The organism is Streptomyces sp. NPDC005374, assembly GCF_042872225.1.
Classification (GTDB): Bacteria; Actinomycetota; Actinomycetes; order Streptomycetales; family Streptomycetaceae; genus Streptomyces.
Map to the genome: position 1 here is coordinate 278,178 of NZ_JBIAKA010000011.1, position 16,579 is coordinate 294,756.

General features: G+C 69.9%; 13 protein-coding genes. 3 read left to right on the plus strand and 10 right to left on the minus strand.

What is annotated here, in order from left to right:
• Window positions 1-460 precede the first annotated feature (460 nt).
• Window positions 461-2,548: a pectinesterase family protein gene (locus ACFYRX_RS28250; RefSeq protein ID WP_389105312.1), complete on the plus strand. Its 2,088-nt coding sequence runs from the start codon at window positions 461-463 to the stop codon at window positions 2,546-2,548.
• Window positions 2,549-2,684: 136 nt separating this feature from the next.
• Here ACFYRX_RS28250 and ACFYRX_RS28255 read toward each other — a convergent pair whose 3' ends face one another.
• From ACFYRX_RS28255 to ACFYRX_RS28285, 7 genes are all read right to left on the minus strand, one after another.
• Window positions 2,685-4,985 (minus strand): ATP-binding protein, encoded by a 2,301-nt coding sequence (locus ACFYRX_RS28255; protein ID WP_389105314.1) that lies wholly within the window; start codon window positions 4,983-4,985, stop codon window positions 2,685-2,687.
• Window positions 4,986-5,502: 517 nt separating this feature from the next.
• On the minus strand, window positions 5,503-6,360 hold the full coding sequence (locus ACFYRX_RS28260; protein WP_389105317.1) for a GvpL/GvpF family gas vesicle protein: 858 nt from the start codon (window positions 6,358-6,360) through the stop codon (window positions 5,503-5,505).
• On the minus strand, window positions 6,357-6,671 hold the full coding sequence (locus tag ACFYRX_RS28265; protein WP_389105319.1) for a gas vesicle protein K: 315 nt from the start codon (window positions 6,669-6,671) through the stop codon (window positions 6,357-6,359). The genes ACFYRX_RS28260 and ACFYRX_RS28265 overlap by 4 nt, the downstream gene beginning before the upstream one ends.
• Before the next feature lie 37 nt (window positions 6,672-6,708).
• Window positions 6,709-7,656 carry a gas vesicle protein gene (locus ACFYRX_RS28270; protein WP_389105321.1) on the minus strand — a complete coding sequence of 316 codons (948 nt, stop codon included), beginning with the start codon at window positions 7,654-7,656 and terminating at the stop codon, window positions 6,709-6,711.
• Window positions 7,646-8,188, minus strand: coding sequence for a gas vesicle protein (locus ACFYRX_RS28275; RefSeq protein WP_389105324.1), 543 nt, complete (start codon window positions 8,186-8,188; stop codon window positions 7,646-7,648). Before ACFYRX_RS28275 ends, ACFYRX_RS28270 begins: the two co-directional genes overlap by 11 nt.
• Before the next feature lie 187 nt (window positions 8,189-8,375).
• On the minus strand, window positions 8,376-9,443 hold the full coding sequence (locus ACFYRX_RS28280) for an alpha/beta hydrolase fold domain-containing protein (protein ID WP_389105326.1): 1,068 nt from the start codon (window positions 9,441-9,443) through the stop codon (window positions 8,376-8,378).
• Between the two features lie 64 nt (window positions 9,444-9,507).
• Window positions 9,508-10,872, minus strand: a complete 1,365-nt coding sequence (locus ACFYRX_RS28285) for an MFS transporter (protein ID WP_389105329.1) — start codon at window positions 10,870-10,872, stop codon at window positions 9,508-9,510.
• A 188-nt stretch (window positions 10,873-11,060) separates the two neighbouring features.
• Here ACFYRX_RS28285 and ACFYRX_RS28290 point away from each other — a divergent pair, with 188 nt between their 5' ends.
• On the plus strand, window positions 11,061-12,581 hold the full coding sequence (locus ACFYRX_RS28290; RefSeq protein ID WP_389105332.1) for a carboxylesterase/lipase family protein: 1,521 nt from the start codon (window positions 11,061-11,063) through the stop codon (window positions 12,579-12,581).
• Window positions 12,582-12,873: 292 nt separating this feature from the next.
• On the opposite strand, the gene ACFYRX_RS28295 is transcribed toward ACFYRX_RS28290, so the two are convergent.
• Window positions 12,874-13,068: a hypothetical protein gene (locus ACFYRX_RS28295; RefSeq protein ID WP_389105334.1), complete on the minus strand. Its 195-nt coding sequence runs from the start codon at window positions 13,066-13,068 to the stop codon at window positions 12,874-12,876.
• 369 nt (window positions 13,069-13,437) lie between these two features.
• Entirely contained in the window at window positions 13,438-14,430 is a 993-nt protein-coding gene (locus ACFYRX_RS28300; protein ID WP_389105336.1) for an aldo/keto reductase, read from the minus strand.
• A gap of 123 nt (window positions 14,431-14,553) precedes the next feature.
• Here ACFYRX_RS28300 and ACFYRX_RS28305 point away from each other — a divergent pair, with 123 nt between their 5' ends.
• Window positions 14,554-15,174, plus strand: a complete 621-nt coding sequence (locus ACFYRX_RS28305; protein WP_389105339.1) for a TetR family transcriptional regulator — start codon at window positions 14,554-14,556, stop codon at window positions 15,172-15,174.
• A gap of 65 nt (window positions 15,175-15,239) precedes the next feature.
• Here the strand turns inward: ACFYRX_RS28305 and ACFYRX_RS28310 are convergent, their stop codons facing one another.
• Window positions 15,240-16,541 carry a replication-associated recombination protein A gene (locus ACFYRX_RS28310; protein ID WP_389105342.1) on the minus strand — a complete coding sequence of 434 codons (1,302 nt, stop codon included), beginning with the start codon at window positions 16,539-16,541 and terminating at the stop codon, window positions 15,240-15,242.
• Window positions 16,542-16,579: the final 38 nt, after the last annotated feature.

The window sequence follows — 16,579 nt, forward strand, 5'->3', positions numbered from 1 at the left end:
CAGGCGGGCACCCTCGCCCCAGCGGTTCGCTGTGCGCGGCTTGGACTGTCCGGACACGGGGTCCCTTGCGGACCTGGCGGTCGAATTCGGTACGGCGGAGCCCGGACACGTGCCTTGGCCGTGCAGGCGGACAACGCGGACCACGAAGCCGTCCGGGCCGCGGTCGGCCGCACCGCACAGCATTTCGGCGGACTGAACATCCTCGTCAACGACGCCTGAAGGAGTGCCGAGAGGCCGGCAGGTGTCCGACATCAAGGAGAAGCTTCACTGCCCTCATATCTGAGGAATCAGGTACTACCCCCGTAGAACTACCCGTCCCCCCGGGGCACCCGTCGGCCCATGCTGACCACGGCGCTGAGCCAGTGCCGACCTCTGAGGGCAGTCAGCCCCAGAAAACCTTGCACCAGGATGGGGGCATCCCTTGGACGGCAGCATCTTCGGCCGACTTCGCACATCCATAATGATCCCGACCGCGCTCGCCGGCGCTCTGCTGGTGACCGGCCAGGGGGCCGGGCTGTTCGGTACAGGGGCAGCCTCAGGCAACCCCCTCGGCCACGTTCAACTGGCGGCGACCAGCAACGCCCCCTCGGAGGACACCATCGAAGCGGACTTCAGGGGGCGAACGGGTGCACAGTGGGTGGTGAGATACAACGATGTGATCAGCAGGCTGCGCAACCGGGTGACGAACGGAACTCTCACCGACTCCGTCCTGGACGAGCGTCGGGAAACCGACTACTTCCGGCTTCGTATCACCACGAGCAGCGGGTCGGTCGTTCTGGTGATCAATGCCGAGAACCTCTACGTGGTCGGCTATCTCAACACCGAGACGGGTGTCTACCACCGGTTGGGTGACGGACCCGCCAACCCCATCCTGGAGAGCACCGAGACTGACAACCGCCTCAGGCAGGGGGACTACACATACCTGGAGCGCCAGGCCGGTAGGTCACGTGCGAGCCAGTCGTTCGCGCCCGACACCCTCGACACCTGGGTCGCGACGCTGAGTACCACAACCAACAGCACCGTCTCGGGCCCGAGCAATCAGGCGTGGGCGATCATGGGAGTGCTCCAGATGTTCTCCGAGGCTGCTCGGTTCGACTTCATCTCCTTCAACATCGGCGACCGCGTGACGCACGGGGCCGATCCCCTCACAGCCGGCGAACAGGTGCGTGTCACCGACGGGGGGTCGACCGGCACCGTGACCGCGATCGACTTCGAGACGAACTGGTCGGGCCTGTCGCGCTACCTGAGGATGGTCCTCAACAGCATCACAGCTCCCCGGGTGCAGTACACCATCGCCCAAGGCCTGACCCTCGGGACCCTCGAGGCGATCAGACACCACCTGGCGGTCGCCTACAACCCCCATGGCAAACCCTCAACGCGCAGGATGCTCGACGCCGAAGAGCCGTCCTCCTCCTCCTCGACGGACGCGCAATCGGCCGCCGACTCGGGCGCGGGTACGAGCGCACCCGACACGGGCACCGGATCGGGCATCGGGGCCGCCATCGCGGCCGCTGACAGCGGCTCGGCCGGATCTTCTTCAGACGACCTGGGTGGTGTCAGCCTCTTCGACCCCTCGGCGCCCGGCACGTTCACGGTGGCGGCCGACGGCTCCGCGCAGTACCGGACCGTGCAGAGCGCGATCGACGCCGTTCCCGCGGACGGGACACCTCACACCATCATCATCAACAAGGGCGTCTACAACGAGACCATCAGCGTCCCGAAGAACAAGACGCACCTGACCATCGAGGGCGCCACCGGTCACTCCGGCGACGTCGTGATCACCGCAGGCCACGCCCACGGGATGATCAACCCCGCCACCGGTGCGGTGTACGGGACCCAGGGAAGCGCCACGGCGACGTTCCGACCGGCGGACCTGACGGTCAGCGGCATCAAGTTCGTCAACTCGTTCAATCCCGCGGACCACCCCGAGATCGACCAGTACTCGACCCAGGCCGTGGCGTTGGCCGCCATGGGCGACCGGCAGTCGTACACCAACTGCCAGTTCATCGGCATCCAGGACACCGTGCTCGCCAAGTCGTCGGCTCCCACGGAACAGACCCGGCAGTACTTCAGCTACAACTACATCACCGGCTCCGTCGACTTCATCTTCGGTGACGCCACCGCGGTGTTCGACCGGAACTACATCTACGAGATCGACCGTGGGCCGACGCTCGGCGGCAACGTCGTGGCACCCAACACCGACTCGTCGAAGAAGTACGGCCTCCTGATCACCAACAGCACCCTGGACTCGATCGCTGCGGCGAACACCTTCACCCTCGGCCGTACGTGGCACAACACGCCGACCGCCGTGGGCCAGACGCTGGTGCGCAACTCCATACTGCCCGCCGGGATCAAGGTCGCCGAGCCGTGGACCGCGATCGACCCCGTCAACTTCCCCTGGCAGATGGGCCGGTTCACCGAGTACAAGAACTCCGGCCCGGGATCGGGCGTGAACTCCAACCGGCCGCAGATGTCGGACGCCCAGGCGGCTGAGTACACGACAGCCAAGGCCCTGGCCGGCACGGACGGCTGGGACCCGACCTGGTAAGGACCGCGGCCACGGAAGGCGCACCGCTCACGCGCGATGTTCCACACCGGGCGGCGCGTTGAACCACAGCGGGGCCGGGACGGTATCACCGTCCCGGCCCCACCGGCTGTTCAGGCACTCGTCGTACGGGGCCGGTCTACCGACTGGATACGTGATGTGCTGTCCACCAGGCGGCGATCTGGGCGCGGGCGGAGAAGCCGAGCTTGGTCAGGATCCTGTCGACATGGCCGTCGACGGTGCGCGGCGAGAGCACCAGTTCGGCGGCGATCCTGCGGTTGGTCATTCCCTGGGCGACCAGTGCGGCCACCTGCTGTTCCCGTGGGGTCAGCATGGCGGCAGTGGCAGCAGCGGCGGCGTCGGCTGTGGACGGACCGGCGGGCTCGGTCCGTGTGCCCTCGCCAAGAGCGAAGGCGATGACCTCCTCGGTGCCGCCGAGCGCGGCCCCGTACGCCAGCGCCCGTTCGTAGGTGCCAAGGCCGAGGGCTTGGCGGACCTGCGTTTCGCAGCGGGCATGGTGTTCCTCGTCGCGCGGATCGCCTGTGGCGATGGTGATGCCGACGTCGTTGCGCAGTGAACGGGCGGCGCCGAGCAGACGGGCGGCCTGTGGGTGGTCGTGACCGGAAGCGGTGATCCAGGCCAGTTGCTCGACCATCTTGGCAACCCCGATGGTCTCGTTGAAGCCCCGCAGTGTCCCGAGCCCTGACACGGTCAGTTGCCTGGCCTCGTTCTGGTCACCCAGCGTCCAGGCGTGGCGGCCCAGGGCCGACAGCAGGTGGGCGCGGGCCCACCGCTCGCCATGAGCCTCCGCGGCGGCGAGTGCCTGCCTGCCGGTCTCAAGGGCGCGAGGGTCGCTTCCCATGGTCTGGAAGATGGCCAGCGCGCATCGCCAGGTGACCTCACCGAACCGGTCACCGAGCGCGGCATGAGAGGCCACCGCATGCTCGACGTGGCTCAGTGCTTCTTCGAGTCGGCCGGCGTACAGGGCCGTCACGCCCTGGTGGCCCCGCGCCTGTGCGGCCAGCTCCGGCTCGTCCAGCCGCTCGGCCAGTTGCTCGGCCTCCTCCAACCACTGGCCCGCCGCCGCCAGATCGAACTGCATCTCGGCCACATAAGCGGCGGTCACCAGTGCGCGAGCCCGCTCCCGGGTGGGCTCGGGAGCCGCCGAGAGTGCCCGTTCCAGCTGCCGCCGCCCTTCGCCGAGGAATCCCCCGGCGACCCAGTGGTATACCAGCGCACCGGCCATCGCCAACGGTGACTGGCGGTCACCGTCCCCGCGGTGGCTGTACTGTCCCCCGTCAGGGCCGTCCTTCGGGCGCCCGCCCGAGCCGGAGGCCACCGCTGCTGTCGCCGTCCCGCCCCGCGGTTCCATTGCCGCCAGCAGATTGGCGTGCTCGGCACGCAGCTGGGCGAGGATCTCCGCTTGACGCGGTCCGAACCACTCCTGGTGAAGGCGCTCGACCAGGAGGGCGAAGAACTCGCGATGACGCCGGCGCACCCGATCGTCGTCGCCGGCCTCCACCAGCCGATCCCACCCGTACTGGCGGATGGTTTCCAGCATTCGGTAGCGGGTCGTGCCCTGGGAGTCGGGGTGCTCGACCAGGGACTGGACGACCAGCCGGTCCATCAGGTCCGCGACCTCTCGCGCCTCGATGCCCTCACCGGCGCAGACCCCCTCCGCCGCCTCCAGGGTGAAACCGCCGGCGAACACCGAAAGCCGGCTCCACAGAAACTGCTCCTCGCGGCTGCACAGTTCCCAGCTCCAGTCGACCGCCGCGCGCAACGTGCGCTGGCGCGCTTCGGCGGCCCGACTACCGGCGGTCAGCAGTGCGAACCGGTCCTCCAGCCGCTCGACCACCTGCTGCACCGACAGGGTGCGCAGTCGGGAAGCGGCCAGCTCGATCGCCAGCGGCAGCCCGTCCAGATCCGCGCACAGCCGGGCGACCAACGCCTGGTTCACGTCGGTGACCTCGAAGCCGGGGCGCACCGCGGAGGCGCGCTGCCGCAGCAGCTCGGTCGCGTCCGCCTCCGGCAGCGGCGTGACAGCGAACACGTGTTCCCCGGTCAGATGCAGCGTCTCCCGGCTGGTGGCCAGAATCCGCAGGTCGGGCGTGCTCGACAGCAGGTGCTGAGCCAGCGGCGCGCACGCCTCCACCACATGCTCGCAGTTGTCCAGCACCAGCAGTCCCCGGCGCCCGGACAGATAGGCGACCAGCGACTCCAGCACCGGCCGGGGGCCCACGTCCGCCACACCCAGCGCGGCTGCGACGGCGACCGGCACCGCCTCGAGTTCACGCACCGCGGCCAGGTCCACCAGCCACACTCCGCCCCCGAACGCCTTGACCGAGTCGGCGGCCACTTCCAGCGCCAGCCGCGTCTTGCCCACCCCGCCCACCCCGGTCAGCGTCACCAGCCGCGCGACCCCCAGGAGGCGGCGCACCTCGGCGACGTCCTTCCGCCGACCGAGAAAGCTTGTGAAAGGGGCCGGCAGGACGCCCACAAGTTTCGTTGCGCTGCTCATGGTCTTTTGTTTTCCGGTCGGTGTGGTCCACGGTCGGCGGCCCGGCGTTCAAGGCTGCTGTGCACCTGCGGTCCTGCACCCGGCAGGCCACGTTTCCCTACGTGCCAAGGATTTCGTTCACTTCGTCGTGGCCGAACGTGCAAGTGCCAGCTTAGCGGGCCTGCGGCTTTCGAGGCGTTTGGGGCTGGTCCGAGCAGTCGGACGCGGTCGCGTCGGCGTGGTGCCGCTAGTGACCCGACGGCTGAAGGTGCCCGGTGCATGAGCGACGCCTTGGCCGCCGTCGGCATCCGATGCCGGGGGTATCGGTACCCAGGTCGCGCGCACCACGGTTCAGCGGTGGGCCGACCGCGACCGCGCGCACGGCGGAGGCCGGGACGATCCGGCCCACCAGTTCATGCACCTCCGGCGTGGCGTCGATCCGGCCGGGATTCGTTGGTCAGGACGGATCAGAGCGTGCACCGGCCGAAGGCTGCCCCGCGAGCAGGGCCGCGGGTGTCGGGGGATCCGGCAGTTCGGTGAAGGAATACGGAGGCCAGGGGCCCAGGAAACGGATACGCACGGCGGGTTGGCGTGCCTGGAGTTCGCTCAGGACTCCACCCACGGTGTCGATGTCCTCCTGCCGGGTGAGGAGGGCCGCTGACAACACGTGTGTCTCGTCCGGAGACTGCTGGGTGCGGCCGCGGTCCCGCAGGTCTTCAGCGATGGCGAGCAGTCTGCCGCGGACTTCCGCGTGCACCTCGTCGGCCAGCCGCTCGGCCGTCTGCCTGGCGGTCTGTTCCTCCTGTTTGGCGAGGAGCCGGCGCATTCCCGCCGAGCGGTACGCCGAGGCCGCGTCTGTCTGCGAGGCCGGTGTGGCGCCGAGGGCGCTGCGGTCCAGGGCTATCTCCACGCGCAGTTCGCACCGGTCGGCCAGTGTGCGGAGCTGTTCGTCGAGTTCGGCTGCCCGTTCGGCGATCCAATCCGTCAGTCGCTCGGCCGCCTTCCGGCCGCCCGCGGACCCGCCCGCCGGGGACGGCTCGTCGGCGACCAGGACATTGAAGGTCATGGGCAGGACACTGCCGGTCCGTTCCCACACGGTGGTGACGACCTCGCTCTGCTGGCTCACCCAGCGGCGGACCTGGTCGTCACTGCCCTGGTACGGGGTGGCCGGGGCATCGTGCACCAGGGCCGCGATGTCTGTGCCCGGGGCGTGTACGAGCCGTGTGGGACACCCGTCGAGACCGGTGACGTCATCGGTGGTCGCTGTCTCCGGACGGAGCAAGGCGTACACGTACAGGGCCTGTTCCCCGGTCATGCGCCGGCCTCCTCGGCCCAGCGCCGGGGGTTGACGAGTTTGTCGACCACGTCGTCGACCACCTCGTCCAGGCCCCGGTGCAGGTCCGCGACGGAGGAAGTGATGCCGTGGTCGTCCTTGATCTGGTTCATCGCCTCGTCCAGTTCCAGCAGGGCGTCGGCCAGGCGCTCGCTCTCCTCCAACGTCAGATCGCCTCCGTTGATACGGCGCAGAGCCTGGCGTTCGAGCGCCTCCTGGATGACCTCCACCAGCGTGACCACCAGAGACAGCACGCCGTGCTTGAGGCTTTTCTCGTCGACGGTCAGGGGCATGACTGCCCACCTTTCTGTGTCACGGTACGCCGTACGGTCATGCGGCCGGCGGCATGGACCCCGCCGTGGTCAGTGCCTGCGTCAGCGCCTGCGTCCAGGGCACCGAGTCGCCCGCGGCCAGCAGCACTTCGCCCCACCCCGTGGCACGTAGGACGAGCACTTCGCCGTCCCCGGCGGGGCTGGTCCCGTTCGCCGTACGGCGCACACCGGTGATCTCCGCGGTGGGTACGACCAGGGCGGGTCGGGAATCCATGGGGGACTTCCACGTCAGTGCCTCGCCGGTGAGTCGCCCCTGCCCGCCGCGCCACAACGGGCCGCCGCGGCGTGGTTCGTGGAACCACAGCCGCCCCTCCGCCAGCGGCCGCTCCTCGACAGCCGGTGACGTGTGCCAGACCGCGTCGTCCAAACGGCCCGCGCACGCGTCGATGAGACGGTCGTGCAGGCCCTCCGGGTCCTGGGCCGACAGCAGTTCCTCCGTACCGTCGGCCAGCGCCACCCGTACCCGCAGGCGTTCCTCGCCGCCCACCGTGGGCTCCGGCGCGAGTCGGACACCCCGGACCACGCCGAGTTCGCTCTCCCACAGGACTTCCCGAGGCTCGTCCCGCACCACGGCCAGACGCCGGTCGGTCAACCAGACGATGCCGGGCCGCCACGTGTGGTTCGGCCCCTGTGTCAGCAGGTGTCCGCCGCTCATGCGGCTGATGACTCTCTCGCCGTCGCGCAGGTCGATCGTGCGGCGCGCGGCGGACCGTTCGGCCCAGGCCCGGGTCGCCTCGTCCCAGTTCCGCATCATGCCGTACTCGATCATCGTCTCCATACCGGCGACGGCCGCCCGAAGACTGACCCCGATCAACGGGACGTCCGACACGGCGACGATGAGGTCCAGGTGCAGAACCGCGCCCTTGTTCAGCAGGACCTCCACTAGGTCGTCCAGTGTCACCCGGGGGTCACGCGTCGGACGCAGGGGCGTTGGCTCAACCGTCACGCCGGGCCGCCTCGTCCCCGGCCTCCACGCTCGCGCGGTCACCACCGGCGGCAGAGCCGTCGAGAGGGACGGGACCGGAGGCGGCTTGCTCCGTCAGGCGGGCCTGGGCACTGCGCCAACCGCACCAAGGGCAGTACTCCCGCAGCAGTTGCTCGACGGGAGCACGCTTGTCGCACTGGGGGCATGTCTCCTTCGCCACCCGCGCCTGCCGCCAGGCGGCCGTCTCCGTGTCCGTACCGGAGGGGAACTCCAGCCCGTAGTGAGCGGCTGTCTCGAACGAGGCCAGGGCGGCGCGCAGACGGATGCCGAGCAGTTCCACCCCCGCCACCGACACCATGATGTCGGCGTTGAGGACCAGTCCTTTGTCCAGCAGGGTCTCCACGACATGGGCCAGACCCCCGTCGCCGTCCCGTCTGGGCTGCAGCGGAACGGCTCCCGCGCCTCGCGTTCCGGCCATCGCCCCATCGCGGCGTGCGCTCGCGGGCGGTAAGGCGGCCCGGTTGCCCACGGTGTTGTCCGGATAGCTGCTCATGTCTGTGCGCGTATCCGCCCTCACGCCGCTTACACACCCGGCACGGCGGAGACCGGCCGTCCTGGCGGGGGTACCCGGCCTGCGTGCCCTTGCCGACACCGGGCAGCCCGGCCATCACCCTGCAGCACCGGCATCGCCTCAGCCGCCCGGCGTCTTGAACGTCCGTCGGTGCCGGACGGAGTGAGTCTCAGTGCGGCGGCCTGGCGGACAGGCTCTGGTCCAGGAAGGAGATGACGGTCTGCCAGGTCGGTGTCACCGAACGCGGTGACGAGGCCTGCCCGCTGTGCGCGGTCTCCTCATAGGCGCCCTCGCGGGTCGCGTCGTCGCTCAGCATGGCGAAGTCCGTGCCGTGTCCGGCCCTCGGGAAGGAGATCAGGCGGACATCGTTGCCCGACGTCGCGAGCTTGTCGTACAGCAGTCGGCTCTGGTGGTACGGGACGATCGTGTCCTGCTCGCCATGCAGGATCAGGAAGGGTGGGGTGGGCCGATTCCCTGTATAGGTGAGCGGGTTGGCGGCGGCGACCTTGGCGGGGCAGGCCGTGATGGTGCAGCCGAGCAGTCGTGACTCGGGTGATCGGGCGTCGGAGTGGCAGTTCGTCAGTCCGAAGGCCGAGTTGAACGCCGTGCAGTTGTCCGGCATGTGCGCGTCCATCTGGAGGAAGTCCGTCGGCGGGTAGAACGGCACGGCCGCCTGGACGGCACTGGACGGGCCGAGCGGCCCGACGTCGCCCTCCAGTGCCGGGAGGTTCCCGGTGACGGCGGCCATCGCTGTGGTCCAGCCACCCGATGAGTCACCCATGATCGCGACGCGGCCGGGGTCGAGGTGGTACGTCGTGGCGTGCGCACGCAGCCAGCGGATGGCGCCCTTGATGTCGTACAACTGGGCCGGGAACCGAGCCTGTCCGCTGGAGCGGATCGCGACGCCGGCGACGGCGTACCCATGCGGGTTGAGCTCGGCGGCGACCTTGTCGGCGCCCGTGCGGCCGCTGTCGGCCAGCCAGCCCGAGCCGCTGGTGAAGATCACCAGGGGAAGCGGACGGTCGGAGCGGGGGACGTACAGGTCGAGCAGGTGGCCCTGGGTGCCGGATGGCTGCGCGGGGGCGTAGGCGAGGTTCTTGGTGACCTCGACATCCGCGGTGGCCCGCGCCGGGGAGGTACTGGTGGCCGCCGTGGCCGTGATCAGGGCCACGGCCGCGGCAGCCGCCGCCAAGGCTCGGGGGAGGTGCCCCAGGGGTGTCCGAATACGCAGATGCATGCCGACTCCTCTTCGAGGTGGGGGTGTGGGAGTGAGGCGGTGCTTGAGGGGGCGAGGGCGGGCGTCACCTGTCCGCGGTACCTGCGGCGGCCGTGGCCACCGTGCGGGAAGCCGGGACGGAGGCGTCGCCCCTGCCTGCCCGCTGTGCCAGTGGTACGAGGGAGATCGCGACGGCGCCGATCAGTCCGGCCACCGCGAAGGCGGTGAAGCCCCAGCTCTGGTTGCCGCTGGTGGCGAGGTGGCCGATCAGCCAGGGGCCGACGACCGCGCCGGTGCGGCCGATGCCGGTGACCCAGCCGAGACCCGCGGCGCGTTCGCTGTCGCGGTAGACGGTGTTGGTGGCCGCGTAGACCATGACCTGTGCGCTGAACAGCCACACTCCGGTGATGGCGACGACGAGGTAGGTGACTCCCAGCGGGAGATGGGATTTGAGGAGCAGGGCGCCGGCGGCGGTGAGCACGAACCAGATGGCCGACACGCGCACCGTGCCGAACCTGTCGGCGGTGCGGCCGGCGATCAGCAGGCCGACGATGCCTCCGGCGTTGATGACGAGCAGGAAGCTCACGGACGAGGAGAGGCCGTAGCCTTCGGCGCGCATCATCTGCGGCAGCCAGGTGCTCACGCCGTAGACGAGGAGCAGTCCGCTGAAGGAGGCCAGCCACAGCAGCGGGGTGGCCCAGCGTGACTGCGGCCGGAACAGTGCCCGCACGGCGGCGAGGCGGCCCGCCGCACCGGCCGCCGGGGCGGCGACGACGGTGGGGCGGGGAATGCCGTAGCGGTCCGCGACCGCGTCGGCCTCTTCCCGCTCGCCGCGCGCCAGCAGTACACCCGGTGACTCCGGCAGCAGCTTGAGCAGCAGCGGTACGGCGACCACGGCCGGGAGCACGCCCGCCCAGAACACCCAGCGCCAGCCCGCGGCCGGCGCCAGGGTCAGGCCCAGGCCGGTCGCCGCCATCCCTCCGAAGTGGTACGAGGTCATCAGCAGGGCGGTCGTGAGGGCGGCCCGGCGTGGCGGTGCGAACTCCATCACCATCGCCAGACACAGCGGCATGAGCCCGCCCAGGCCGAGACCGGACACGAACCGCCCGGCGCCGAACAGACCGACGCCGGGGGCCAGGGCACAGACGGCCGAGCCGACGGAGAACAGCGTCACGCTGGCGACGAGCATCAGGCGCCGACCGAGCCAGTCGGTGAGATTGCCGGCGGTGAGCGCGCCGATGAGCATGCCGAACGTGGTCCAGCTGCCGATGGTTCCGGCGGTGGCCGGGGTCAGCCCGAGCTGCGGGTCGTCGAGCATGTGGGGCATGACGGCGCCGTAGATGTTGACGTCCATGCCGTCGAAGAACACGGCCAGCCAGCAGAGGGCCAGCACCGGGAAGACCGTGCGGAAGGTGTGCCGAGGGGGACGGGACACAGCGGAGGTACGCATCTTCGTCCTTGGAGATGGGGTGGGGCCCGGGACAAGAACAGTGTGTTCGCCTGGTGAAATGTGGTTCACTGCGAGCTGGCTATGAGTGTCGGCTCGGGTCGGGTGCGTGTCAATGGCGTTGTGTGCCCTTTCCCCTGTGCGGACCGGCAGCCGCATGGCGGTCGAAGGGCGATCGAATGAGGAGACACATGAGCATCGACGGATATCCCGAGGTCACGACCGTGGCGGGCGCGGTGCGCGGCCACCACGAGGAGGGGCTCACGGTCTTCCGTGGCATCCCGTTCGCCCAGCCGCCGGTGGGCGCGCTGCGCTTCGGTGCGCCGCGAGTGGTGGACCGTTGGGACGGCGTCAGGGATGCCTTGACGTTCGGTCCGCCGCCCCCGCAGGAGCCGTTCGGCCCCGACGCGGCTCCCCCCGGAACCGCGCCGGCCGGGGATGACTGGCTGACCGTCAACGTGTGGACACCGGACCCGGATCCGGCCGCACGCCGCCCCGTCATGGTGTGGATCTACGGCGGTGCCTACAAGTTGGGCTCCGCCGACGACCCGGCCTACGATGCCAGCCGCCTCGCCCGGGAGGGCGCGATGGTCGTGGTCACGTTGAACTACCGGGTCGGGATCGAGGGGTTCCTGCGGATCGAGGGCGCGCCCGCCAACCGTGGTCTGCTCGACCAGGTCGCCGCCCTGGAGTGGGTGCGCGAGAACATCACCGCCTTCGGAGGCGATCCGGAACAGGTCACCGTCTTCGGCGAGTCGGCCGGCGCCGGGTCCATCGCCGCCCTCATGGCGATGGACCGGGCGCGAGGGCTGTTCCGGCGGGCCATCGCGCAGAGCGTGCCGGGCACGTTCTTCTCCGACGCGCTGGCGGCGGACATCGCCGAGGTCATGGCCGGCGCACTCGGGCTGCGCCCGACGGTGGACGATCTGTCGGCCGTGGACCCGCGCAAGCTGACCGAGGCCGGGGCCGCACTCGGCCCCAGGATGCGTGAGTACGCGCACCGCTGGGGCCCCGTGGCCTTCACCCCCACCCCGTTCTCACCCGTCGTCGACGGCGACGTCCTCGCCTCCACGCCGTGGGAGGCGCTGGCGAGCGGCGCCGCGCGGGACGTGGACCTGATCGTCGGACACAACCGGGACGAGTTCCGGCTCTTTCTCCTGCTGGGCGGGCTGCTGGGCCGCGTGGACGACGGCCTCGCCTCACTGACCCTCGGTCTGTTCGGCCCGACAGCGGACGCCGAGCAGGCATACCGCGCCGCATTCCCGGATGCCTCCGCGGAGTACCTGTTCGAACTCGTCCAGTCCGACTGGCTGTTCCGCATGCCCTCGCTGCATCTGGCGGAGGCGCACGTGGCCGGGGGCGGTCGGGCACACGTGTACGAGCTCACCTGGCCCGCTCCCGCGAACGGCGGAGCCCTCGGAGCCTGCCACGGCCTGGACGTGCCCCTGACCTTCGGCATCTACGGCGGCCTCGGCGACATGCTGATCGGCCCCACACCGTCACCCGAGACCGAGGCGCTCTCCAGTCAGTTCCGCTCCGCCTGGGCCGCCTTCGCAACGACAGGAGACCCGGGCTGGCCCGCCTACGACACCGAAGAGCGCCTCGTGCGGATCCTCGACGCCACCCCGAAGGTCACCGCATATCCCGAGGAGGCCTCGCGACGACTGTGGGAGCGGCACACCTTCGCCCCGTTGCCCTTGCTGAACCGGTAACGGCCTCCGGCGGTCTTCCCGACGACGCGCCGACGTCCATACCCTGCTGGCGCCGGCCGGGCTGCGGCTGTCGTCGATCGTGCCGAAGACGAGCATGCGCGGCGGCGGCACGCTCGACTCGACGAAACGCTCAGGCCGGGCTCGCAGTGGGATCCTCCCCCAGACTCCGTCCGGGGGACCCCATCTCGCTCCGCTCGCCGCGATGTCGAAGGTGCGGGTGCGGCCGGCGTGCAGCAGGGAGCGGGTTTCGCCGCCGACGGCACGGTCCAGGTCGGGACGTCCGCCGGCATCGTCAACGACGGGTGGAACGCCGTGGCCACCCGGTCCCGACCAGCCACCGCCCCTCGCGCGTGGAGCGCGGTTCGGGGTTGCGCTTGCCGCCGATCGGGTCGACCACTGTCTCGTCGCGCAGGCACAGCACGAACGCCTCCTGCAGCGGGTGGTCGACCCCCTCGATGGTCGTGATCTCACGGCCCTGGTACTGCACCGCCGGCGCCAGGCAGGCATTGATCCGCCGGCCGTCGGCCGGCACCGTGCAGGCGCCGCACGCCCCCGGTCACAGCCGTTCTTCGTACCGGTCAGACCCAGCTACTCGCGCGACGCGGCCAGCAGACTCACCTGCGGCGCGACGTCCAGCCGTTGGGCGGATCCATTGATCCGCAGCTGGCAAATGGGACAGGACCAGAGGAACTCCGGCCTGGGTGGCGCTGCGGAGCGGGTATGACCGCGGTGGTCGACGCAGCGGAAGGCGAACACCGTCACGTCACGACGGGGCCGAGCCGCCCCGGGGTGTCCTGGACCACATCTCAGCGTTCCGCTGTCTTCCCGTTCCGCACCCGGAAGAGATCCGGCGCTATCAGTCTGTGGTGAAGCTGGACAGCAGCGCAGCGGGGTAGCGGCTGCCTGCCGAGCCGTGGGGAAGGATCTCGGTGATGCGGGCCAGATCGGCGGCCGAGAGCTGGACGTCGACGGCGCCGGCGTTCTCCTCGAGGCGCTTGGTGCTACGGGTGCCGGGGATGGGCGCGATGTCCTCGCCCTGCGCGAGCAGCCAGGCCAGCGCGAGTTGGGCGGTGGTGATGCCCTCGGTGTCGGCCAGGTTCTTGAGCTGTTCGATGGCGTGCACGTTGTACGTGTAGTTCTCGCCCTGCCAACGCTCGTCCCAGCTGCGCATGTCGTCCGCGGGGTATTCGCCGGCCGGCTTGATCTGGCCGGCGAGGAAGCCGCGGCCGAGCGGGGAGTAGGGCACCAGGCCGATGCCGAGTTCCCGCAGGACGGGAAGGATCTTCTCCTCGACCTCCCGCTCGAAGAGCGAGTACTCGTACTGGAGCACGGAGACCGGAGTGACGGCGTGGGCGCGGCGGATGTACTGGGGGCCGACGTTGCTCAGGCCGAAGTACTTCACCTTGCCCTCGGCGATCAGCTCGCCAACCACGCCGGCGACCTCCTCGACCGGAACGTCAGGGTCGGAGATGTGCTGGTAGAAGAGGTCGATGTGGTCGCTCTGCAGGTAGCGCAGGCTGTTCTCGGCGACCTTGCGGATGTTTTCCGGACGGCTGTCGAAGCCGGGGCTGTGCAGCGGGGCGGTCATGTCGAAGCCGAACTTGGTGGCGAGGACCACCTCGTCGCGGAAGCCCTTGACCGCCTTGCCCAGGAGGATCTCGTTGCTGCCGGTACCGGCGCCGTACAGCTCGGCGGTGTCGAAGAAGTCGATCCCGAGGTCGTGGGCGCGGCGGATCGTCGCGATGCCCTCGTCGTCGTTCGAGGCGCCGTAGGCCATGGACATGCCCATGATTCCCAGGCCGAGTGCCGAGACGCGCAGGCCCTGAGAGCCCAGATTGCGGTGCTGCATGAGTTCACTCCTCAGTGATTCGCCGGCTTCACCCCCAGAGGCCAAACCGAACTGTTCCGTTTGACTCTATGCGCCAATGGCCCAGATGCCAAACCGAATAGTTCGGTGCTCTATCCTGGAGCCATGCCCCAGTCCCGCGACTCCGGCCAGAGAGCCGCGCCCGCCCCCTCCAGTGACACCACGCGCGAGCGCATCCTCACCGCTGCCATGGAGGAGTTCGCCCGCCACGGCATCGCCGGCGCCCGCGTGGACCGCATCGCCAAACTCGCCAAGACGAGCAAGGAACGCGTCTACGCCTACTTCCGCGGCAAAGACGCGCTCTATGCCGACGTCGCCGCGCAGGAGCACGTCGTCATCGCCCAGGCCACCCAGCTGGACCCGTCCGACCTACCTGGCTACGCGGGCCGCCTGTTCGACTACTTCGTCGCCCGTCCGGACCACCACCGCCTGATCACCTGGGGCCGCCTCGAACTGCCGGGCACCACAACCGCTGCCGACGAGCACTCCCAGGCATTGATCGCCCGCAAAATCGACCAGCTCCGCCAGGCGCAACAGGCCGGACAGCTCGACCCCGCCTGGGAGCCGGCCGACGTCCTCGCCCTGGTCAACCAGATCGCCACGACCTGGGCGGCCCAGCCCGAACTCAGCAAGGCCGCCGCCGCACACGCCGTGGACCCCACCATCGCCGCCCGCCGCGCCGCGGTGGTGACCGCTGTCGAACAGCTTTTCCCCCGAGCGCACTGAGGTCCCCCGGACCGGCGGCAGCCCTGCCCCCACATTCCCCGGACGGCGGCGTTCGCCCTTGCCGCTCACCCTTGCCTACGAGCCCGCAGGGCGGCCCACTGGCGTAGACGCTCGGCGATCTGGGCTTCGTAGCCGTTGCGGGTGGGTTCGTAGTACGTCTCGCGGCTCATGTTCTCGGGAAAGTAGCCGGCGCCGGAGAAGCCGTCAGCGGTGTCGGGGTCGTACTGATAACCCTTGCCGTAGCCGATGTCCTTCATCAGCCGGGTCGGGGCGTTGAGGATGTGGGCGGGTGGCATGAGCGAGCCGGTGCGTCGGGCGGACCGGTGGGCGGCGTTGAAGCCGCGGTAGACGGCGATGGATTTGGGGGCGGTGGCGAGGTAGACGACCGCCTGGGCGATCGCCAACTCGCCCTCGGGAGAGCCGAGTCGCTCGTACACGTCCCAGGCGGCGAGCGTCTGCTGGACGGCGTGCGGGTCGGCCATGCCGATGTCCTCGTTCGCGAAGCGGGTCAGGCGGCGGGCGATGAACAGCGGATCCTCGCCGCCGTCGAGCATGCGGGCCAGCCAGTACAGGGCCGCGTCCGGGTCGGAGCCGCGCATCGACTTGTGGAGCGCGGAGATCAGGTTGTAGTGACCCTCCTGCGCCTTGTCGTACAGCGGGGCGCGCTGCTGGATGTGGTGGGCGAGCGCGGTGGTGTCCAGGGGGGTCCCGGGAGTGGGGAGGGTCTGGAGCTGTTCGGCCATGTTGAGCAGGTAGCGGCCGTCACCGTCGGCCATGGCGATCAGGGCGTTGCGGGCGTCGTCATCCAGGGGCAGTGGGTGGCCGATGAGGGTTTCGGCGCGGTCGAGCAGGGTGGACAGGGCTTGCTCGTCGAGGCGTTTGAGGACGAGGACCTGGGTGCGGGAGAGCAGGGCGCCGTTGAGTTCGAAGCTCGGGTTCTCGGTGGTGGCACCGATCAGGGTGATCGTGCCGTCCTCGACGTAGGGCAGGAAGCTGTCCTGCTGAGCCCGGTTGAAGCGGTGGATCTCGTCGACGAACAACAGGGTGCCCTGCCCGACGGTGCGTCGACTGCGGGCGGCGGCGAACACCTTGCGCAGTTCGGCCACGCCGGAGAAGGTGGCCGACACCGGTTCGAAGGCGAGGCCGGCGGCGTCGGCGAGGAGCCGGGCAATGGTCGTCTTGCCGACGCCGGGCGGTCCCCACAGGATCGCTGAGCTGAGGCGACGCTGTGCGAGCAAGCGGCCCAGTGGGGCGTCCGGGGCCAGGAGGTGGTCCTGTCCGACGACATCGTCCAGCTGGGTGGGGCGCAGGCGGTCGGCGAGGGGCCGGGCGGGCTCCTCGCCGAAGAGCGGCAGGGTCGGTTCCATCGGTCTCTCGGGTCGGAGGCGGACGTATCAGGACGCGG

Coding starts and splice junctions, on each gene's coding strand:
- ACFYRX_RS28250 (WP_389105312.1), top strand. CDS start 461: ATGATCCCGACCGCGCTCGCCGGCGCTCTGCTGGTGACCGGCCAGGGG.
- ACFYRX_RS28260 (WP_389105317.1), bottom strand. CDS start 6,360: ATGACCGGGGAACAGGCCCTGTACGTGTACGCCTTGCTCCGTCCGGAG.
- ACFYRX_RS28265 (WP_389105319.1), bottom strand. CDS start 6,671: ATGCCCCTGACCGTCGACGAGAAAAGCCTCAAGCACGGCGTGCTGTCT.
- ACFYRX_RS28275 (WP_389105324.1), bottom strand. CDS start 8,188: ATGAGCAGCTATCCGGACAACACCGTGGGCAACCGGGCCGCCTTACCG.
- ACFYRX_RS28280 (WP_389105326.1), bottom strand. CDS start 9,443: ATGCATCTGCGTATTCGGACACCCCTGGGGCACCTCCCCCGAGCCTTG.
- ACFYRX_RS28285 (WP_389105329.1), bottom strand. CDS start 10,872: ATGCGTACCTCCGCTGTGTCCCGTCCCCCTCGGCACACCTTCCGCACG.
- ACFYRX_RS28290 (WP_389105332.1), top strand. CDS start 11,061: ATGAGCATCGACGGATATCCCGAGGTCACGACCGTGGCGGGCGCGGTG.
- ACFYRX_RS28300 (WP_389105336.1), bottom strand. CDS start 14,430: ATGCAGCACCGCAATCTGGGCTCTCAGGGCCTGCGCGTCTCGGCACTC.
- ACFYRX_RS28305 (WP_389105339.1), top strand. CDS start 14,554: ATGCCCCAGTCCCGCGACTCCGGCCAGAGAGCCGCGCCCGCCCCCTCC.
- ACFYRX_RS28310 (WP_389105342.1), bottom strand. CDS start 16,541: ATGGAACCGACCCTGCCGCTCTTCGGCGAGGAGCCCGCCCGGCCCCTC.